Raw genomic sequence first — 20,893 nt, 5'->3', positions numbered from 1 at the left:
AACAATTAATCTGGTATTTTTTTTGTGTCCTTTAATTATTGGAAAAATTATTTAATAAAAAGTGTAATAATGGTATTGACATAGTAAAGTGAAAAGTATATATTATTCTATATTGTATAAACGATTGGCAAGTTAGAGATGGAAGATAAAAATATGGTCAAAGTAATAAAGAGTCTATGGTGAATGCCTAGGAGCTTTAAGGCGAAGAAGGTCGTGGTAAGCTGCGAAAAGCTTGGGGGAGAAGCAAACATTTTATGATCCCAAGGTCACCGAATGGAGTAATCCAATTAGCTAGATGCTAATTATTTACTGCGTATGTAGTAAAGGCTATACCAGGGGAAGTGAACCATCTAAGTACCCTGAGGAAAAGAAATCAAAGAGATTCCCTAAGTAGTGGCGAACGAAAGGGGAGTAGCCTAAACTTTAAATGTGTCAAGCTGCAGAGCATTGCATTTAGAGGGTTGTAGGACGCTTGAAGCTTAGTCTGCAATAAGCTGAGAAGTTACAAAATATTTATATAGAAGAATAACTTGGAAAAGTTAGCCAAAGAAGGTGATAGCCCTGTAATTTAAATGTAAATATCTTCTTAAAGATGTTCCTAAGTAGGACGGGACACGAGAAACCTTGTCTGAATCTGGGGAGACCACTCTCCAAGGCTAAATACTATAAAGCTACCGATAGTGAAGAGTACCGTGAGGGAAAGGTGAAAAGAACCCCGGGAGGGGAGTGAAATAGAACTGAAACCGTGGACTTACAAGCAGTCAAAGCCATGATTATTCATGGTGATGGCGTGCCTTTTGCATAATGAACCTGCGAGTTATCATGTCTAGCAAGGTTAAGGCATTGTAGTGCTGGAGCCTGAGCGAAAGCGAGTCTTAAACGGGCGATTTAGTTAGATGTGGTAGACCCGAAGCCGAGTGATCTATTTATGGCCAGGCTGAAGCTTGGGTAAAACCAAGTGGAGGGCCGAACCCTAGTCTGTTTAAAAAGGCAGGGATGAGCTGTGAATAGGAGTGAAAGGCTAAACAAACTCGGATATAGCTGGTTCTCCTCGAAATGGATTTAAGTTCAGCCTTATTTTAGTGCAATAGAGGTAGAGCACTAATTGAGCTAGGGCCTGTCAAAGGGTACCAAACTCAGTTAAACTCCGAATGCTATTGTATGATGAATAGGAGTGAGACTATGGGCGATAAGGTCCATAGTCGAGAGGGAAACAACCCAGATCAACAGCTAAGGTCTCAGAAATGTGTTAAGTGGAAAAGGAGGTTTAGGTACGTAAACATCCAGGAGGTTGGCTTAGAAGCAGCCATACCTTTAAAGAGTGCGTAATAGCTCACTGGTCGAGTACTTAAGCGCCGATAATGTAACGGGGCTAAACACATTACCGAAGCTTTGGATTCTAATTTATGTTAGAATGGTAGAGGAGCGTTCTGTAAGCCTGAGAAGTTAAACTGAGAAGTTTGATGGAGGTATCAGAAGTGAGAATGCAGGTATGAGTAACGAAAAAATGGGTGAGATCCCCATTCGCCGAAAACCTAAGGTTTCCTGGGTGAAGGTCGTCTTCCCAGGGTTAGTCGGCCCCTAAGGCAAAGCTGAAAAGTGAAGTCGATGGGAAACGGGTTAATATTCCCGTACCTCTTATAGTTTCGATTGGAGTGACGCATGAGGTTAACTACTGCTAGGCGATGGTAGTCCTAGTTTAAGCATTAAGGTGTTGATTTTAGTAGGAAAATCCGCTAAAAGAGCTGAGATGTGATGATGAGTGTTGTTTAGGCAACATGAAATGTAGGTAGTCAAGGTGCCAAGAAATAACTTCTAAGGTTAGGCTATAAGGGACCGTACCGCAAACCGACACAGGTAGGTGGGATGAAAATTCTAAGGCGCGCGAGAGAATCCACGTTAAGGAACTCTGCAAAATACATACGTAACTTCGGGATAAGTATGACCTAAGAGATTAGGTAGCATAAAAATGGTCCGAACGACTGTTTACCAAAAACACAGGTCTCTGCAAATCTGTAAAGAGAAGTATAGGGACTGACACCTGCCCGGTGCTGGAAGGTTAAGAGGAGATGTTAGTGTAAAAGCGAGGCATTGAATTTAAGCCCCAGTAAACGGCGGCCGTAACTATAACGGTCCTAAGGTAGCGAAATTCCTTGTCGGGTAAGTTCCGACCCGCACGAATGGTGTAACGATTTGGACGCTGTCTCAACGTGGAGCTCGGTGAAATTGAAGTATCGGTGAAGATGCCGATTACTTGTGGTTAGACGGAAAGACCCCGTGAACCTTTACTATAGCTTGGTATTGAGGTTTGATTAAATATGTGTAGGATAGGTGGGAGACTTTGAAGCTATCTCGTTAGGGATAGTGGAGTCGCACTTGAAATACCACCCTTGTTTAATTAAGTTTCTAACTCATAGTGATATGAGGAGAGTGCCAGGTGGGTAGTTTGACTGGGGCGGTCGCCTCCCAAAGAGTAACGGAGGTGCGCAAAGGTTACCTTAGAGTGGTTGGAAATCACTCTGTAAGTGTAAAGGCATAAGGTAGCTTAACTGTGAGACTGACAAGTCGAGCAGATACGAAAGTAGGTCTTAGTGATCTGGCGGTAGCGAGTGGAAGCACCGTCACTTAACGAATAAAAGGTACTCCGGGGATAACAGGCTTATCCTTCCCAAGAGTTCACATCGACGGAAGGGTTTGGCACCTCGATGTCGGCTCATCGCATCCTAGGGCTGGAGCAGGTCCTAAGGGTATGGCTGTTCGCCATTTAAAGCGGTACGCGAGCTGGGTTCAGAACGTCGTGAGACAGTTTGGTCCCTATCTGCCACAAGCGTTGGATATTTGAGAGGAGCTATCTCTAGTACGAGAGGACCGAGATGGACGAACCTCTAGTGTACCAGTTATCCTGCCAAGGGTAAGTGCTGGGTAGCTACGTTCGGAAGGGATAACCGCTGAAAGCATCTAAGTGGGAAGCCTTCCTCAAGATGAGATATCCTATTAGGGTCCTGGGAGAATACCAGGTTGATAGGTTAGAAGTGTAAGTATAGTAATATATTAAGCTGACTAATACTAATTACCCAAATCTTTGACCATATTTTTGTCTTCCTTATATACCCTGGTGATTAAAGAAAAGAGGAAACACCTGTTATCATTCCGAACACAGAAGTTAAGCTCTTATTCGCTGATGGTACTGCGAGTTCGCGGGAGAGTAGGTTATTGCCAGGGTTTTTTTGTTTGCATTTTGATATATTTAATATGTATTAGACATATATTATGAATTATGCGTGGTTTAAGTTTATTTTTGTTTTTATTTTTTGTCTCTCATGTCAGTTTACCCGCTAAAGAAACCTTGAAATTTAAACTTGTAGATCAATATTATCCGCTTTATTATAAAAATCAAGAAAATAAAATGGTTGGTATGATTTTTTATCTTCTAGACAAGTGGGCACAAGATAATGATTATGACATTAGTATAGAAGCTATTGATTATCTTAATAAAGATAAAATTGAAGATGATGTAGTTTATTTGGGATTAACTTATAATTCAGACTTAAATGAATACCTTTATTTTAAGAATGAGATTGGCAAATGTGTAACCGCATTGATTTATGATTCAGAAAAAGAGCAAAAACCTTCCAATTTATTTTTTTCAAACGAATTACGTGTAGGTGTTGTAAAGAATACTATATATGAAGATATTTTAAGATTTCATGGTCATAATGATAATATTTTTTTATTTCCAGATACTGAAAAATTACTCTTGGCATTAAGAGGTAATAAGATTGATTTAGTATATGGGAGTTATAAGTCATTATCTTGTGTATGGTATAGTTCTTTTTATCCATCTTTTATGAAAGTTTTTAATTCTGAGTATTTTTATAGTTTTGGCATAAGAGCTGCTATTAGCAAGAATGCTATTAGTCAACTAAGAGACTTAAATGTTGATCTTTTAAGTTATATGCAATCTCTCTCTAGAGAGGAATATGCTTCTTTTAAAGAATTCGATTTTTTATTTAAGCTGGATGTTGGAATATATAATGATTATCCCCCTTTTAGTTTTATTAATTCTAAAGGTCAATTTGCAGGCATTTTAGTTGATTTGTGGAATACTCTTGCTAGAGAATATGGTTTTTCAGTTAAATTTGTAGGATTTCCAAAGGAGAGCATTAAAGGAAGCCTGGATGATAAGGATGTGTCTGTTTGGGGTGGAATTATTGAAGATGATAATATTTTGACTTCTAAAAAGTATAAAGCAACTGCTCCGATATGTTCACTTAATTTTAATTTGTATTTTACAAATGCTAAAAATAGTAATAAAGTTATAAATTCACAAGTTATTGGTTTAAGTTTAAATGATATTCAATTAGATAAAAATACAGACATAGTAAATAATTTTTTAGATATAGTCAATCATTCGTATGGATTTGTAGAAAATTCAATTACCGTAAACTATTTATTAAAATTGCACGGATACAATAATATATTGAAATTTCAGGATTCAAGTTTAAGTAAAGGTAAATTTTTGGTATTAGCTGTTAATAATAAGAGATTGCAATTGTTTTCATATATGCTTAATGCGTTGACAGAAAACATTTTATTCGACACTTTGTTACAAATAGGTAAAAATTGGCTTGGACAAGATGAGATTGAAGATTATCAAAATAATTTTTATGGGCATATAAATAGCGGTAACTTTAATATTGAGGAAAAAATTTGGTTACAAAACAATAATAGGTTAACCCTTGCTGTTAAAGATTGGTATCCTATTGATTATTTTAATTCGGGTCGTTATAAGGGAGTAAATGAGTGGTTAATTAAGAAAATAAAAAGATTGACAAATTTGGATTTCAATATTATAAGTGTGCATGAGAGAGATATTGAAGAATTAATGAAATTAGGGAAAATAGATATATTGTCTGCTAATTTAGATGATGCGAATTCAGATTATATTTTTAACATCAAAGCAGTATCAGGAATTCCACTACATCTTTTTTCAAATAAAACTAGACTATTTACTTCTAGGTCGTTTAATAGTATTGCGGTACTTAAGTTTTTGTATACCAAAAAATTGGAAACCAAAATAGGCACACGACTGGTGCAAGTGGATAGCTTTACAGATGCTTTGGATCTTCTCTATAGGGGCAAGGTTAGTGGGATTGTTAGCGATGAATATACTGCTACTATTAATTTTGAAGACTTAAATATTAGGGATATTAAGAAAATTTTTACTGTTCCGAATCTAACATTTGATTTAAATATTGCAGTTTATAACCAGGATTATATTTTAAGAAGAATTATACAAAAGATTTTATTTCGTACAAATGTTAATAATAAATTATATTTTGATGATTGGGTATTCAATGTTCATGAAAGTTTTAAAGATCTAAGGCTAAAAAAGTCTGGTATAGCAGTATTAACCATGGGTATGTTTGTTTTTACTATTTTTATGTTTTGCCTATTTAATTTGTGGAAGGAGATAGGATTTAGGAAAAAAATGTATTCTTCTGCAATCAGTGAGAAAAAGGTTATTGAGAATGCTATTGCTGCCAAAACTATTTTTTTAGCAAGTATGAGCCATGATATTCGTACCCCCATTAATGGCATAATAGCAGCTACTGAACTTTTGGAAAATACTGATCTTTTGGGTGTGCAAAAAGAGTATGTGCAGATGATAAATTATTCATCTATTTCATTACTCTCTTTAATTGATGAAATATTGTATATCTCTAAAATAGATATGAATGAAATCTATATTGACAATAATGAAATAGATTTGGAGCATGAAATTGAATGTGTTTTGAAAGGTTTTCAGTCGCAAAGTGCAAAACAAAATATTGATTTAATTTTTTATTCAAAATCAGATTTAGAAAATTACTTAATAGGGGATAGAGCTAGACTTAAGAGGGTACTGATTAATTTAATAGGAAATTCTTTTAAATTTACTACAGATGGAATCATAGTTTTAAACTATGATTCCATCTGTAGTACAGAAGATAATGATGGTAATAAAATAATTACTATTGAGTTTAAAGTGACTGATACTGGTAAAGGAATTAAAAAAAGTAATATACCTGTAATATTTGGGTTATTTAGACAAGGCAATGATTCTGATTCAAAAAAGTATGAGGGAAGCGGTCTTGGACTTGCAATATCTAGGAAGCTTGTTAGTTTAATGGGCGGTCCTGGTATCGCAGTTGAGAGTGAGGTAGGCAAGGGAACAACTTTTTCATTTATGTTGCCTTTTGTTTTAGGTCATAAGATTAAAGATAAAGAAGTAAATAAATTGGAATTGGTGACAAATAAAAAGATTTTAAGTTTATTTTTAAGTAAAAAGACCGTTGAAGTATTAAGGGACATAAGTAAGATATTTGATTATAAGGATATACATTATTTTTATTCTTATGAGCATGCTTATAAGGCCTTTTATAGGTATCCTTATTATGATTTTGTTTTTATAAATGTCGACGATTTTGGTTTACAAGAAGGTCTTAAGTTTGCTGAGAAGATTGAAAGTTTGAATTCTAATGTAAGAATAGTTTTTGTGTTTTATTGTTTAAAGAGTGATGAGATCATTGATTTTAAATATGAATACATGCAAAAACCTTTTCAAAGGTGGGATTTTTATTCTGATTGGATTAAAAATGGTGCAATTGTAGATGTTCCAATAATAAATGAGTCTAATGCTCTTAAGCTTAAAAATAATGTTGGTATCTTAATAGCTGAGGATAATGAAATTAATCAAAAGATTTTAAAAAATGTTTTGATTGTTATAGGTGTCAAAGAAGATTCTATTGATATTGTTGATGATGGTGTTAAGGCTATTGAATTCTTAAAAACTAATAAATATGATATGGCTTTTATTGATATAAGAATGCCAAATTGTGATGGATTGACGGTATCTAAAGAAATACGCAAATTTGAAAGTCAGAATAACTTAAATCCATGTGTATTAATAGCTGTTACTGCACATGCATTAAGAGAATATAAAGATAGGTGTTTAAAAAATGGAATGAATGATTATCTTGCGAAACCGATACACATTAGTTCGATTAAGTATATATTAAAAAAATATTTACATATTGAGGTTGAAGATAATAAAATTATAGCAGATAAGACATTCGATGGGTTTTCTAATTTACCCAATTTAGATATTAATAATGCTTTAAAAGATTTAAATATCTCATATGATATGTATGTTGATTTATGCAGGGGATTTGTTGACATGAGCGATAGTTTGATACGTGATTTGGATGAGGCTTTTAATTTAAATAATATAAAATTAGTAAAAGAATTAGTACATTCAATAGCTGGAGCTCTTGGTAATATGCGTAGTAACTTATTTGGGAATTTTAAACAGATTGAGATAAATACAGGTTCAATACATGAATTAAAAATATTGTATTCTGAAGCGCGTAAGGGTTTGATTGTACTTATTAAGAACATAAGGGAGCAGATTTTAGATGTTATCGAAACTTACGATCAGGAAAAATTAAAATTTAAAAGCAATGATGAATTTTTGAGTCTTATGCAAAAGCTTTTAAATGGCATAGAAGATAGAAATCCAAAAGAATATAAGGAAGTGCTTGAGGTGCTTAAAAGGTATAGTTTAGATGACAATAATATTATATTATTTGATTCTCTTATTAAATATTTAAGAGTATATAATTTCAAAGAGAGCGCTAATATTGTTAAACGTATGATGAATCTTAGATAAATAGGGAAGTCATGACTAAGGGTATGATTTTGGATAATTTTGAGGAAATTTCAGTTGAACCTCAGAAATTGCTACTTGTGGATGATACACCCACAAATTTAGATTTATTAATAGATATATTGCAACATAAGTATGAGATTAGGGTTGCATTAAATGGGTTTGATGCTTTAAAACAGGTTGAGATTGCTAGTCCTGATTTGATCCTTCTTGATGTATTGCTTCCAGATGTTAGCGGTTATGAGGTTTGCAAAAGGCTTAAAAATGATCCTGAGACTAAAGATATTCCTGTAATCTTTATCAGTTCAAGCGATTCTACTGATGCTCAACTTGAAGGATTTAGTGTTGGTGGGGTGGATTATATTTTAAAACCTTTTAATGGCAGGATAATTGATGCAAGAATTAAAACCCATCTTGAGCTTAAAAGACTTAGGGACTATTTTAAGAATCTTGCAAGAATTGATGGTCTAACTCAAATTCCTAATAGAAGGTTTTTTACAGATAAGTTTGCTAAGTCTTGGATGCAAGCTTTGGAGCATAAAAAGAACGTTATTGTGGGAATGTTAGATATTGATTATTTTAAAAAATATAATGATAACTATGGACATACCAATGGTGATGAATGTCTTAGGTTGATTGCAAAGAGTTTGAATAAAATTGCCATTAAATATAAGATAGATATTGCTCGTTATGGTGGTGAGGAATTTATTTTATTTTCTGTAAATAAGAGTTTGAACGAAGTGATTAAGATTGTTAGTATTTTAATTGAAGATATTAGGAATTTGGAAATAGTTCATGAGTACAGTAATATTTCTAATTTTGTTACAGTTTCAATTGGTCTTGCTGAACAAATTCCTTATGATTCCAATTTTACCAATATTATTAAACTTGCTGATGACAAATTATATGAAGCTAAGATTTCTGGTCGCAATCAATGTAAATATTAAAGTTAGATCTTATAAGTTAAAGAAAATCCAATAGAATCGTAGTAAATATATGAATTATTTGTACTTATTCTTTTTGAGATATCGGCCATTCCCATTGTGTTTACTGTGTAAATGGGTGCTGTTGAGAATTTGAATTGCATGTCTAGTGTTAAATTTTCTATGATTTCAATTTTTGAAATAAGGGAGAAATTGTGATAAAAGAAATCACTGCCCCATCCTTGATTTTGTGTTGTGCTTACGTTTCTTGCATGTCCAATGTATGTTTGGCCTTCGTATAACAGCCCAATTATATTAAGAGGTATTGGCATTTTGTAAGCTAGGAGTGCATAAGGGTTTATTGTAAATCCATTTATATTTTTACCTTCATCAGCTTTATATTTCCAAAGTTGATTGTCCTTAGCATGTGGATTTTTTATATGAAGAATATTATTTCCAACTACTGTAATAATGTGAGTCCAGTCTCCACCAAACACAGCATTTAGATCAAATTGTAGCCTACCTCCCATTGTTACCTCAGAATAAAGTTCAGGTTTACTTGAGTATCGCCCATTGCCCACGTGTATCCCAATACCTTTAAATCCAAATCCTTGCCAACCTATTCCAATTTCAATTCCTGTATATAGATTAATAAATGCAATGGGAGTGAAACCGATGTTTCCTTTAAGTAGTGCAACAACAGGTGAGAGTCCGATTTTAAAATCAACGTCTATTCCAGTGTTTTGAAGTAAAAGTGAATGTGGATCGGGATTTTTTAAGATTTTAAAAAATTTATAGTAACCTAAATTTGATATTAGTTTTATACTTCCCCAAGAACTAGGTGAAATCTGATTGTTTGGTGATACTGATTTAAATTGAGGGGATATGAAGCTTGGAGAAAATTTGCTTCCTGAAGTTCCTAGTGCATGTGGTGGATAATAAGCCATTTGAGAGTTGACATAAAAATATCCCATTTCATCTTGATTTTCTTTTGAATAGATTAAGATAGTCTGTAAAAATATCAATACCATGAATAGTTTTTTTATCATATAAATTTTTTCTTCCATAAAATACTTTCTCACATTATACCTTATTTTTTTTAAATATAAATTATTTATAAATAATTATCATTATTATTTTAAATTAATATTTTTTAATACTTTGATATTATTTCTATTAAGCTTTTTTCTACTCCATCAATATCCTTTGATGCATTTATGTTATTAAGCCTGTTGTTTTTTGAGTAAAAATCTATTAGAGGTTTTGTCTGTAAATGATATTCTTGAAGTCTGATTTTTAAAGACTCTTCTACGTCATCTTTTCGTTGGTAAAGGCTTCCTTTGCAAAGATCACAAATACCCTTTTCTTTTGTAGGAAGTGTATATATGTTAAATATTCCGCCGCAGGATTGACATATTCTTCTTCCAGAAAGCCTTTTTATTAGTATCGCTTCATCAAGTAAAAAGTTTATTATTTGAATATTTTGCAAGAACGTATCTAGAGCTTTAGCTTGATTGATGTTTCTAGGAAATCCGTCAAGAATAAAATTATCCTTATTTGCAAGGGTATTAATTTTATCTTCAACAATTTTGATTGTAATTGAGTCGGGTACTAATTGTCCATTTTCAACTATTTGTTTGATTTCCTTACCAAGAGGTGTAGCATTTGATATGTTTGCTCTAAATAGGTCTCCTGTTGAAATATGATAGTAATTTAGTTTGCCTGATAAGATCTTGGCAATTGTGCCTTTTCCAGAACCCGGAGGTCCTAAAAAAACAAGTTTCATAATGTAACTCCTGTATGCTCTTATTTTTCTTTTTGGTTTAGCTAAAGATATTTAACAAGAATTTAAATCCAACAATTGTTCCAATTGCAGACCCAATGTTTACGAAAAATACTATTAATAAAATTTTTGTAACTTTGTTCTTAAAATATCCTTTTATGTTTTCCAAATCTTCTTGTAGTTTTTCAAAATCTTTTATTTTTGGTTTATTTATGTAAGCTTCAACAAGACCTGCAACCATACCTGTTCCAATAAATGGAATTAGGGAAAATATTGGAGCACCAATTGATGCTGTTATTATCGTTATAATATTAGCTCTTAGTAAAAGAGCAGCAAGACCCGCAAATAAAGAGTTACATATTATCCAAAACTCTAAATTTTTGTATGCAAAATCAAAGCCTTTAAAGTAGAATGAACTTGCCATCAGTATGACAATTGAGATTGCTATAAAGTAAGATATTAATTTACTCACCGAGAAAGTATTTTTAGGTATGGTATTGAGATTGTCAATGTTGACAATCTTTTTGTTTTCTTTAATTTCTTTTAAATTTGCTATTATGCCCTTTACATGACCAGCTCCAACAACTGCAAGAATTGTTCCTGAACCCTCAAGTATTTTACTTGCTATAAATTCATCTCTTTCATCAATTAAAACTTTTTTTACAGTAGGAATTTCTTTTGCAAGTTCTTCCATCATATTTGATAGAACATCTTGTTCTTTGAGTTTTTCAATTTCATCTTGTGTGACTTTTACGTCTGAGAATGAAAACAAGCTTGATATTATTTTGACTTTTTCAAAAGTTGGGACACAGTTCCATGCTCTCTTTAGAGTTGTCTCAACTTTTCTGTCCGCGAGTATTAACGGTATGTTGTGCTCTTTAGCTTTTAAAATCGCCGTTTTCATCTCTTCTCCAGGATTAATTCCTTGTTCTTTTGCTAATTTTTTTTGAAAATTACTTAAAATGATTTGTACTATTAGTAAAAATGCTTTTCCTTGTTTGATTACTTTATATATATCTAAATTGCGCCATTTTTCGTTTTCATCTGTCTTTAGGATTGCGTGGTAACGAGCCTCATCAAGTTCAACGGCAATAAAGTCTGGCTTTAATGTTTCGATTAAAGTAACTGTGTCTTGTGAACTTTTTTTTGATACATGTGCTGTTCCTAGTACATATATTTTGTCATGGTCTGTGTCAAGAGTGCTAACGTGTAAAAAACAATCTTCAGTATTCTCTTTTTTGATGTCCAAATGCGATCCTTGTCTTTAAAAATTTAACCATCAAGAAGAATGGCTTTTAATAATTTTACCACATGACTTATTGAAACTATATAGTCTATATTATTTTCTTCTATTGCTATTTTGGGCATTCCAAAAACCACTGAACTTTTCTCATCTTGTGCAATAGTTAATCCACCAGCTTTTTTAATCTCTCCAATTTCTCTAGAGCCATCACTTCCCATTCCAGTCATTATTAAAGCTATTGCTTTGTCTTTCACATTTTCTGATATTGACTTAAAGAGTACTCCTATAGAAGGTTTGTGTCCATTTACATTCTCAGCATCGAAGACTTCTATTTGATAGTTTTCGTTTATTTTATTAATTCTTGTATGGTATCCCCCAGAACTTATGTATATGAATCCTTTTTGAAGTATTTCTTTATTACTTGTTTCTTTGACAGTTAAGTTGCAAATATTGTTAAGACTTTTTGCGAATTCTGTTGTAAATCCTTTTGGCATATGTTGAACAATTATTATTGGTAAAGGAAAATTTTTAGGAATTTCTGGTAGTATTGTCTTTAGTGCCGCAGGGCCTCCTGTAGATATTCCAATAACAACTATTTCAAATTTTCTGTTTTTAAGTTTTTTTAAATCTTTTTCATCTATTATTTTTTCTTGATTAAGGTTTGTATTTTCATTTTTATCTGTTGCTTTTGTTGTATTTGAATTTTCTTCGTTGACTTTGTTATTTATCAAATATTGATTTGTTTTGAATTTGAAATTGATGTCAGTTATGATTTTGTTTGTTATGGTTTTATTGCCGTAAATTGAGAGTAAATCAATAATTTTATCTTTTATGCTTTCTAATTTGTTATCAGTTTTTATTATAAAGTCATCAGCACCTTTTAAGATAGCATTTTTTGCTATGTCTTTGTTTGATGAGAGGATAATAACAGGGAGCTTGTTGTTTATATTTTCCTTTTTTTTTATGAGAGTAATTTCTTTGGTTGTTTCTTCTTCTAAACTGAGTAGTATTACATCTGGGTGTTTTTTAAGTTTTTTAAGGGCGAAGTCTGTGTTGGCTGCAGTTGCAATAACTTCAAGCTTTAAAGATGAATTTATAATGTCTGATATAGTCTTTCTATTAACAGAAGAAGCTTCAATGACGAGTACATAAATTTTTATTTGCATTTCTGTTTTGCTCCTATGGGTCTGTTTATATCAAATTATAATTTGTATTTGTTTTTGAACTGAAACTTTTTTTTGGGAACATCCTTATCATCCTTTTCATATATTATGGCCCAGGGTGTTCTTAAAAATTTAAAAGGAAGATTGAGACCAAAAAGGGATTCTGAATGACCAATAAATAAATAACTTTTCATAGCCATAGAGGAATAAAATTTTTTTAAGACCCTTATTTTAGACTTTTCATCGAAATATATGAGTACATTACGGCAAAAAATAACGTCCATTTCTGAAAAGCCACTTTCAAAATTTAAGTTATGATAGTCAAATCGTATGTGTTTTTTTATATCATCTATTACCTTGTAACCATTCATGTGAGGTTTGATATATATTTTATATTGTATTGGGATGTGTTCGCATTTTTTTACAGAATAATAACCTTCTTTTGCTATCATTAGAGATTTTAAACTTAAATCGGAGGCAATAATAATAAAGTCAAAATTCTTTGGAAGATTGTGTTTAAGAACAAATGCCAGTGAATATGGTTCTTCTCCAGTTGAGCATCCAGCAGACCATATAATAATTCTATTTTTGCCCTCTTGAGTTTTAATGTTTATTAATTTTGGAATTATAAATCTTTCAAAAGTTGCAAAATGGGCTTCATTTCTAAAGAATCGTGTTAGATTAGTAGTAACTAGATCTAAGAAATATTCTTTTTGAAATTTGTCCGAATTTATTAAGTCATATAATTGTTCTGGAGTATTGATATTTTCAAGCTCATGTATTGCATCATTAATTCGGCCTTGTAATACAACTTTATTTTTTTCATCAAATCGAATTCCGCTATTTTCATATATAAAATTGCAGAATTTCAGAAGAAGTTCATTGCTAATATTTAACATTTATAAGATCCAAATTTTGTAAATTTCCTTAATAAATACTATTACTTAATTAGTATAAATGACTAATTAATTATACAATTTTTGTGGAAAAATTGTACAATTAGAACTGATAGCTTAATTTAAATATTAATTTAAGGAATACATTTGTGAAGAGATGTTTATTATATTTTTTATTGATTTTAATGCTAATAACTTGTGATAGCAAAGGGAAAGATTTAGTGGAAAAAAAAGGGATATTTGCATTAATTGATACAAATAAAGGAAATATAGAGATTGAACTTTACTATAAAATTGCACCTCTGACAGTCATGAATTTTATTGGTCTTAGTGAAGGTACTATTAAAAATTCTGTTACAAGTCAGCCTTATTTTGAAAATATTATTTTTCATAGGGTTGTTGATGAATTTGTTATTCAGACAGGAGATCCTACCGGAACGGGTACTGGAGGTCCTGGGTATGTTTTTCCCGATGAATTAAACAAAAATTTGAGTCATAATGAACCAGGAATTGTTTCTATGGCTAATTCAGGTCCTGATACCAATGGGAGTCAGTTTTTTATTACTCTTGCAGATAATCTTACTTATCTTGATCTTAAGCACTCAATTTTTGGTAAGGTAGTTGCGGGAATGGATACAGTTCATAATATACGTCAAGGAGATAAAATAGAGAAAGTAAGGATTATTCGTGTTGGTGAGGATGCAAAAGCTTTTAAAGTTGACAATGAAGAATTTTTAAAATTAAAAAAAAGTTATGAGGCAAAGAAGATTGCTGAGGTTAAAAAATACATGGCTTTTCAACTTGAAATAATTGACAAAGATTACAAAGATTTTCAAAAAGATGAAAGTGGTATCTTATATAAGATAAATAAACAAGGAAATGTCAAAAATGTTAAAAGTGGCAATATTGTAAAAGTAGACTATGAGGGATTTTTACTAAGTGGAATAAAATTTGACAGTTCAATTGACAGAGGCAAGCCAATAGAGTTTGTGGTTGGGAGTGGTCAAGTGATTGAAGGTTGGGACGTAATGTTGTCAGATATGTGCGAGGAAGAGGAGAGGGTAGTAATAATTCCACCAAACCTTGCTTATGGAGAGAGAAGTATTGGTAACGTTATAAAACCAAATTCTTTTTTGAAGTTTAATATTATTTTAAGGAAAATTAGTTAATGTTTGATCAAGTTTTTTATAACGAAAATGTTAAATATGAGCTTTATAGAAAATTTTTTCATATTTCTACTTTAGTATTTTTATTCTTTTATAAGTTAAATTTTTGGGTAGGTCTTGTATCTAGTCTATTTTTTATGTTTGCATATTTAATTTTGGAAATATTTAGAATCATGGAAATAAATTTATTCTTTTTAAGAGGTATATCAGAAATAATAATAAAGTCTAGGGAGGTATCTTCGTATAAAATATCTCTCTCCCCAATATTTTTGGTAGTGAGTATTTTTTGTACTTATTTTCTTATAGATAAGCCTTTTAGTTATATTGGGATATTTTCCGCATGTCTTGGAGATGGTCTTGCAAGTCTTGTTGGGAAACTAATACCATCTTTTAAACTTGTAAATAATAAAACATTCTCAGGTAGTGTTGCTGTTTTTTTGGTTGCTTTTATTGTTTGTTATTACTTCTTTCCGAACTTTATAATAGCATCAGTTGTTGGTATGGGGGCTGTGCTTGTGGAGCTTTTTGATTTTGAAAAATACGATAATTTATTTTTGCCTTTAGGTGTAGCGACTTTATCTTTTGTATTGATTGCTTAAGTTTTATAGCCAATAGAAGAAAACTTTTCCTGATTCTTTTAAGTACATTGGTGCTCCTATTGAGATTGGTATGAATGCATAGGTTATTTCTATAAAATTGAGATAAATTCCTGATACTATTAGTGATATTGATATAAAAAGTAAAAAGTAGCTTAGGTTTTTTTTCCTTAAGCATGATACTAAAAAGTTTATAGGTATTAGTAATAAAAACAAATAAACATAAAATCTATTGTTTGCTGTTGGAGAGAGAAAATCCTTTGTGTATTCATATGCATTAATAGGGGCTAAAGAGTTATAGACCATTGCAAAGGTGAAAATTAAGTAAATAGCGTAGGTTATTGATTTTATTTGAAAATCACATATATATAGGCTTAAGAAGAATAAATTTAGTAATGAAAATACGGTTATTAAGTGATAAAATTTCATAAAATAATAAAATTCTAGGCTTAATATATTACTTAAAAAATAATATTTAAAAATTGAAATAGGTTCAAGTATATATGAAAGAATGAAACAATAAAAGAATACGAATTGTATATTATTTGTTCTTTTATAATTGATGCATGTCCAAATAGATCCTATGATTCCAATGCTGAAAATAAAAAATTTATTGACTAAAATCAATAAATTCTTATTATATATTTTAATAATATAGGTATAGAAGTTTATATTAAAGTTTATATAATACATGAATATTGATATAACAATTATTCCTAAAACAAAGGTTGTTAACAGGAAAATATTTAGTTTTGCAAAGAGTGTTTTCATCTGAATTTCCAAGAACGTACGTCTTTTTTCATTTTAATTATTTTTTTTATTTCAGCATCAAGTTTTGCAAAGAAATTTATTTTAGTTTTTTCTTCAATTAAATTAACGTTTACAACGTAATTTCTAAGTTCTAAGTCTTGAGCCTTTGCATTTGGAATGATAAAAGCCAATATATCATAAAAGTTGTTATTGTTTAATGATAGCACTATTTTATAAAAATTTTTTGGGACTAGAATTTTATTCTTTCCAATAAATCCTTTATTTTCTGTTAAAATTCCTGCACTAACAATATAAATTTTTTCTTTTAAGATAGCCCATTTTCTAACTAATTGTTCAAGTTTGAGCCAGATTCCTGAGTTGAATTCTCTTTGTTGAGGAGATATATTTGAGAGAAAATAGGTATCTAGCATTGCATCTTTGGAAAAAGACATATCAGCAGAACTGACGATATGCCCTCTATCATATCCGCTTTTTAGGTAATCACTTAGTTTGGGAGCAATTCCCTTAATATCTTGGTCTTCGAAAAAATTTTTACTTCTCGTTATTTTTTTTTCTCTAAGCAAGGTTAAAGCTAATTCAACCATTTCTCTTTTTAATTGGTAGGCTACCCATTCTGATTGTCTTGCACTCTCAGCATACCCTAAAGAGTAGTATTTTTTATGTATTACTTGGGTAGTAAGATATCCTTTTGGTAAGAGGTATTCTTCTTTTAATTCAGTTGAGATTTCGGGTTCGTAAATTTTATCTTTGAGTTTGCTTAAATAATTGTAGGCTATTTCTTTTATGTTATTTAAGATTTTAGGATTTTGATATAAGAATAAAAAGCCCAATAAGATTAATATGTAAAAACAGAATAAAATTTTTAGTCTTTTGTTCATGAGTTTACCTCGTTGCTGTTTTTAAGATTATATCTGATTCCGAAATCAAAAGAAATATTGAATGTATCAAGAAATAAGCACTCAATTTTTGAATATATGTTTAAGTAAGGTGTAGCTTTTTTTGTAGAGAATTCAAAAAATATATATGGTTCTATTACATAAGGTAATTTGTCATAGAATTTGAAATCCCCTATTAAGTTTGTTGAAAGGTAAAGTCGTCCCCCAATACCCGTGGTAGAAGATAAATATTTCATTTTTTTAGACAAATTTATGATATGCCAGTTTATTCCTGTGCCAATGTAAGAGCTTGAATATTTAACTTTTTTAGAGATGTTATATTCTTTAATCATTAGGATCATACAAACAACCAGAAAATCAAAATTGTTGATGGCAAATATGTAATAAGGTCTAAATATTATGTGATTAACTTTTGAATTTAAAAAAAATCCTGTTCCAAGTCCTGTTCCTGTTGAATAGATAAATCCTCTCTTTACTGAGAAAAAATCATTTTCATGATTAGTTGATTTTTCTTTTAATAATATACTTTTTTTATTATTTATTTCATTTTTTTTGTGTCCCTCATTATTTGAAGAATATAAGCTGGCACATAGCAATAAAAAGCAAAATTCGATTAGTTTTTTCATAATTAAATTCATTTAAATAATATAAAATAATTTGAAAATAAAGAAGAGGAGGGAATTGGTGTTTAATGTTTGTATTATGATAGAATTAATTTAAGTATTTAGGAGGTTTAAGGTTATGTTTTTAAAATTTTTAAAAAAGGAGCTTATTTTTATATCTGATAAAATAAATTCTAAGGAAGAAGCAATTAATTTTTTAGTTGATCAAGTGAGTAAAAGAGGTTATACTCATGATAAAACAAGATTCCTTCAGGGATTATTTGAGAGAGAAAATATTGGTGATACATCTTGGGAAAATGGAGTTGCTATTCCACATTTTATAGGAGATGTTGTTAAATCAAGTTTTATTTCATTGCTTTACATAAAAGGCGATGGCATAAAATGGTCTGATGATAATCCCCCTGTTAATTTAATATTTTTAATTTGTATGTCAAAAAGTCAACAAGGTAATGATCATATTAAGTCGATAGCTTTCATAGCCAAATTATTTGAGAGTGATGATTTTAAAAATATATTAAAAGTTATGAAGAGTACCGATGAAATTTATTCTTATATAGAAAATGTTGAGAGGTCATCTACAGATGATACCACAAGTGTTTCTAAATCAGAAAAAATAGTGGCTGTTTGTGCTTGTCCTGTGGGAATTGCTCATACATATATTGCTGCTAAAAAGCTCGAAGTTGAGGCTAAGAGACAAGGGTACATCCTTAAAGTTGAGACCCAAGGTTCTATTGGTATTGATAATCCTTTAACAGAGATAGAGATTAAAGACGCTGATGTTATAATACTTGCGGTGGATAAGGATGTTGATGAAGAAAGATTTGATGGCAAGAGAGTTTATAAGGTCTCAACTGCAAAGGCTATCAACAATGTAGAAAATGTTATTAAAGAAGCATTTAGTGCTCCCATATTGAATTATAAAAATGTTCATTCTATTAAAGATAAGTCTGGTAGTAGTAGAACTGGTTTTTATAAGTACTTAATGAGTGGTGTCTCTCCTATGATTCCAATTGTGGCAAGTGGTGGTATTTTAATAGCGCTTGGTATATCTTTGGCAGGGATTGGTTCTGATGGTCCAAATTTTGATAAATATCCTTTTTATAAAACAATTACAGATATTGGTGGTGTGGCTTTTGGCATGATGTTGCCAATACTTTCAGGGTTTATTGCTATGGCAATTGCCGATAAACCAGGTCTTGCACCAGGTCTTGTGGGGGGTGTGCTTGCCAGAGATGTTAAAGCAGGATTTTTAGGGGCAATACTTGTAGGGTTTATGGCGGGTTTTGTTGCTAAATGGATAGCAAAGAGAAAGATTCCTGAATGGCTTAGACCCGTGATGCCTATATTTGTAATTCCGTTAATAAGTACTGTTATTGTTGGATTTTTCATGATTTATGTAGGTGTTTATATTGGCCAATTCATGGCATTGCTTGAGAATGGCCTTAAATCTCTTCAAAATAATTCAGAAACTTATGGTATTATAGGGAAATTATTTCTTGGATTAATACTTGGTGCTATGGTAGCAATTGATATGGGAGGGCCTTTTAATAAAGTTGCATTTCTTTTTGGTGTTGGTATGATTCCCCAAGTTCCACAAATAATGGGTATGGTTGCATCAGCTATTCCTGTTCCTCCTATGGCTATGGGGCTTGCTACTCTAATTATGCCTAAATTATTTGAAGAGGAAGAGCGAGAGTCTGGAAAAATATCGTTCTTAATTTCGTTTATTGGTATTAGTGAAGGTGCTATTCCTTTTGCTGTCAGTGATCCGGCGAGGGTGTTGCCTTCAATAGTGCTTGGAGGTGCTGTTGCAAGTATCATTGCGGCATTTTTGGGTGTTGCAGACCATGCTCCGCATGGAGGGCCAATAGTTCTTCCTGTTGTTGATAACAAATTGGGCTTTATTATTGCAATAGCCGTTGGTGTTGCCGTTGCAACAAGTTTGGTTATTTTTCTAAAATCTTTAAAAGTGAAGGAATCTAAATGAGATCTGATAATATATTTTTGATGAAAAATAAAATTAAGGAATATGATTGGGGTGGAACTAGTTTCATCCCTTCTCTTTTGGGACAAAGAGAAGATGGGTTGCCTAAAGCTGAGATGTGGCTTGGAGCACATAAGACATTTTCTAGTAAAATATTAGTTGATGGTCAGTACGTTTCTCTTTGTGATTTTTTAGGAAATCATAAAGAGCTTTTGGGCTGTGAGAGTGAATTATCATTTTTATTGAAAGTTCTCTCAGCTCAAAAGCCTTTATCAATTCAAATACATCCTTCAAAAGATATTGCTTTAAAAGGCTTTGAACTTGAGAATGATAAGGGGATAGATATTAATGATTCTAAGCGAATTTATAAGGATAAAAATCCAAAGATAGAACTTGTTTATGCATTAAGTGATTTTTATGCTCTTAAGGGATTTCTTCCTATTTTTGAAATCAAGAGTATATATAAAAAATTGAAATTAGATTTTCATTTTGCAACCCATAAAGAATTTATAAAAATTATATTTAGTTTGCAAAAGTTTGAAATTGAGGATGCTATTAGTCGAGTGAAAAAAAATTTAAGTTTCATAAATGATTTTAGAGCTTATTGGTTTAATGAAATTTATAAGATTTATGGGGCAGATATTGGTCTTTTGGTATTTTTAGGGATGTATATTTTTAAATTAAGTCCAGGTGAAGTACTTTATACAGAGAGTCAAGAAGTTCATGCTTATCTTCAGGGTGATTGTCTTGAACTTATGACTAATTCTGACAATGTGATTAGGGCAGGTCTTACTACTAAATATATTGACAAAGATGAGATGCTTAAGGTTGGTAGATTTGAAGAGGGAGTATTTTCATTATTGAGGGGTAAGGAAATTGATGGTTTTAATGTATTTAAGCTTCCAGATACTAATTTAAGTTTATTTCAAAGAAATATAAATGAAAAGATCTGCTTTAAAAAGGATGGTGTAATGATATTGTTGGTTATGAATGGAGAAATTCAGATTAATAATGGAGTTTGCCTTAAGAGGGGTGAAAGCGTATTTATAGGAAATTGTGATGAAAAATTATTAATTTGTGGAAATGGAGAAGTTTTTATTGCACTTTCTTTATAATGAGAAGTTAGTCTTTTGGTTTTAGT

Annotated in this window: 14 protein-coding genes and 2 rRNA genes; 8 read left to right on the top strand and 8 right to left on the bottom strand. The window is 31.3% G+C overall.

The window, feature by feature from the left end:
• Positions 1–155: 155 nt before the first annotated feature.
• From bvRMA01_RS02075 to bvRMA01_RS02060, 4 genes are all read left to right on the top strand, one after another.
• A 23S ribosomal RNA gene (locus bvRMA01_RS02075) occupies positions 156–3,090 on the top strand.
• 21 nt (positions 3,091–3,111) lie between these two features.
• Positions 3,112–3,222 (top strand): 5S ribosomal RNA (gene rrf / locus bvRMA01_RS02070).
• Positions 3,223–3,277: 55 nt separating this feature from the next.
• Positions 3,278–7,711 (top strand): response regulator, encoded by a 4,434-nt coding sequence (locus bvRMA01_RS02065; protein WP_247031836.1) that lies wholly within the window; start codon positions 3,278–3,280, stop codon positions 7,709–7,711.
• An 11-nt stretch (positions 7,712–7,722) separates the two neighbouring features.
• Complete coding sequence (locus tag bvRMA01_RS02060) at positions 7,723–8,655, top strand: GGDEF domain-containing response regulator (RefSeq protein WP_011772366.1); 933 nt, start codon at positions 7,723–7,725, stop codon at positions 8,653–8,655.
• Between the two features lie 2 nt (positions 8,656–8,657).
• Here the strand turns inward: bvRMA01_RS02060 and bvRMA01_RS02055 are convergent, their stop codons facing one another.
• The 5 genes from bvRMA01_RS02055 to bvRMA01_RS02035 all read right to left on the bottom strand — a co-directional run bounded on the left by bvRMA01_RS02055 (position 8,658) and on the right by bvRMA01_RS02035 (position 13,719).
• A complete protein-coding gene (locus bvRMA01_RS02055; RefSeq protein WP_247032401.1) occupies positions 8,658–9,680 on the bottom strand; it encodes a hypothetical protein in 1,023 nt (340 codons plus the stop codon).
• A gap of 104 nt (positions 9,681–9,784) precedes the next feature.
• Positions 9,785–10,417 (bottom strand): adenylate kinase, encoded by a 633-nt coding sequence (locus bvRMA01_RS02050; protein WP_011772364.1) that lies wholly within the window; start codon positions 10,415–10,417, stop codon positions 9,785–9,787.
• Positions 10,418–10,454: 37 nt separating this feature from the next.
• Positions 10,455–11,663, bottom strand: coding sequence for a TraB/GumN family protein (locus bvRMA01_RS02045; protein WP_247031834.1), 1,209 nt, complete (start codon positions 11,661–11,663; stop codon positions 10,455–10,457).
• Positions 11,664–11,686: 23 nt separating this feature from the next.
• Complete coding sequence (locus tag bvRMA01_RS02040) at positions 11,687–12,823, bottom strand: chemotaxis protein CheB (RefSeq protein ID WP_247031832.1); 1,137 nt, start codon at positions 12,821–12,823, stop codon at positions 11,687–11,689.
• Between the two features lie 35 nt (positions 12,824–12,858).
• Positions 12,859–13,719, bottom strand: a complete 861-nt coding sequence (locus bvRMA01_RS02035) for a CheR family methyltransferase (protein ID WP_247031830.1) — start codon at positions 13,717–13,719, stop codon at positions 12,859–12,861.
• 182 nt (positions 13,720–13,901) lie between these two features.
• Here bvRMA01_RS02035 and bvRMA01_RS02030 point away from each other — a divergent pair, with 182 nt between their 5' ends.
• Together bvRMA01_RS02030 and bvRMA01_RS02025 are read left to right on the top strand one after the other, a co-directional pair.
• Complete coding sequence (locus bvRMA01_RS02030) at positions 13,902–14,885, top strand: peptidylprolyl isomerase (protein ID WP_247031828.1); 984 nt, start codon at positions 13,902–13,904, stop codon at positions 14,883–14,885.
• Positions 14,885–15,481, top strand: a complete 597-nt coding sequence (locus bvRMA01_RS02025) for a diacylglycerol/polyprenol kinase family protein (RefSeq protein ID WP_011772359.1) — start codon at positions 14,885–14,887, stop codon at positions 15,479–15,481. Before bvRMA01_RS02030 ends, bvRMA01_RS02025 begins: the two co-directional genes overlap by 1 nt.
• A 3-nt stretch (positions 15,482–15,484) precedes the next feature.
• Here bvRMA01_RS02025 and bvRMA01_RS06255 read toward each other — a convergent pair whose 3' ends face one another.
• The 3 genes from bvRMA01_RS06255 to bvRMA01_RS02015 are packed head-to-tail and all read right to left on the bottom strand — an operon-like array spanning position 15,485 to position 17,771.
• Positions 15,485–16,249: a hypothetical protein gene (locus bvRMA01_RS06255; RefSeq protein ID WP_330730018.1), complete on the bottom strand. Its 765-nt coding sequence runs from the start codon at positions 16,247–16,249 to the stop codon at positions 15,485–15,487.
• Positions 16,246–17,127: a DNA/RNA non-specific endonuclease gene (locus bvRMA01_RS02020; protein WP_247031826.1), complete on the bottom strand. Its 882-nt coding sequence runs from the start codon at positions 17,125–17,127 to the stop codon at positions 16,246–16,248. Before bvRMA01_RS02020 ends, bvRMA01_RS06255 begins: the two co-directional genes overlap by 4 nt.
• On the bottom strand, positions 17,124–17,771 hold the full coding sequence (locus tag bvRMA01_RS02015; RefSeq protein ID WP_041178472.1) for a hypothetical protein: 648 nt from the start codon (positions 17,769–17,771) through the stop codon (positions 17,124–17,126). The genes bvRMA01_RS02020 and bvRMA01_RS02015 overlap by 4 nt, the downstream gene beginning before the upstream one ends.
• A gap of 115 nt (positions 17,772–17,886) precedes the next feature.
• Here bvRMA01_RS02015 and bvRMA01_RS02010 point away from each other — a divergent pair, with 115 nt between their 5' ends.
• Both bvRMA01_RS02010 and manA read left to right on the top strand, forming a co-directional pair.
• Positions 17,887–19,755 carry a fructose-specific PTS transporter subunit EIIC gene (locus bvRMA01_RS02010; protein ID WP_247031824.1) on the top strand — a complete coding sequence of 623 codons (1,869 nt, stop codon included), beginning with the start codon at positions 17,887–17,889 and terminating at the stop codon, positions 19,753–19,755.
• Positions 19,752–20,867 carry a mannose-6-phosphate isomerase, class I gene (gene manA, locus bvRMA01_RS02005; protein ID WP_247031822.1) on the top strand — a complete coding sequence of 372 codons (1,116 nt, stop codon included), beginning with the start codon at positions 19,752–19,754 and terminating at the stop codon, positions 20,865–20,867. Before bvRMA01_RS02010 ends, manA begins: the two co-directional genes overlap by 4 nt.
• Positions 20,868–20,893: the final 26 nt, after the last annotated feature.

The sequence above is a fragment of the Borrelia venezuelensis genome (assembly GCF_023035835.1).
GTDB lineage: Bacteria > Spirochaetota > Spirochaetia > Borreliales > Borreliaceae > Borrelia > Borrelia turicatae.
This window is presented reverse-complemented; position numbering and strand designations above follow the sequence as displayed.

Coding starts and splice junctions, on each gene's coding strand:
- bvRMA01_RS02015 (WP_041178472.1), bottom strand. CDS start 17,771: ATGAAAAAACTAATCGAATTTTGCTTTTTATTGCTATGTGCCAGCTTA.
- bvRMA01_RS02065 (WP_247031836.1), top strand. CDS start 3,278: ATGCGTGGTTTAAGTTTATTTTTGTTTTTATTTTTTGTCTCTCATGTC.
- bvRMA01_RS02060 (WP_011772366.1), top strand. CDS start 7,723: ATGACTAAGGGTATGATTTTGGATAATTTTGAGGAAATTTCAGTTGAA.
- bvRMA01_RS02025 (WP_011772359.1), top strand. CDS start 14,885: ATGTTTGATCAAGTTTTTTATAACGAAAATGTTAAATATGAGCTTTAT.
- bvRMA01_RS02010 (WP_247031824.1), top strand. CDS start 17,887: ATGTTTTTAAAATTTTTAAAAAAGGAGCTTATTTTTATATCTGATAAA.
- bvRMA01_RS02055 (WP_247032401.1), bottom strand. CDS start 9,680: ATGATAAAAAAACTATTCATGGTATTGATATTTTTACAGACTATCTTA.
- bvRMA01_RS02050 (WP_011772364.1), bottom strand. CDS start 10,417: ATGAAACTTGTTTTTTTAGGACCTCCGGGTTCTGGAAAAGGCACAATT.
- bvRMA01_RS02030 (WP_247031828.1), top strand. CDS start 13,902: ATGCTAATAACTTGTGATAGCAAAGGGAAAGATTTAGTGGAAAAAAAA.
- bvRMA01_RS02040 (WP_247031832.1), bottom strand. CDS start 12,823: ATGCAAATAAAAATTTATGTACTCGTCATTGAAGCTTCTTCTGTTAAT.
- bvRMA01_RS02035 (WP_247031830.1), bottom strand. CDS start 13,719: ATGTTAAATATTAGCAATGAACTTCTTCTGAAATTCTGCAATTTTATA.
- manA (WP_247031822.1), top strand. CDS start 19,752: ATGAGATCTGATAATATATTTTTGATGAAAAATAAAATTAAGGAATAT.
- bvRMA01_RS06255 (WP_330730018.1), bottom strand. CDS start 16,249: ATGAAAACACTCTTTGCAAAACTAAATATTTTCCTGTTAACAACCTTT.
- bvRMA01_RS02020 (WP_247031826.1), bottom strand. CDS start 17,127: ATGAACAAAAGACTAAAAATTTTATTCTGTTTTTACATATTAATCTTA.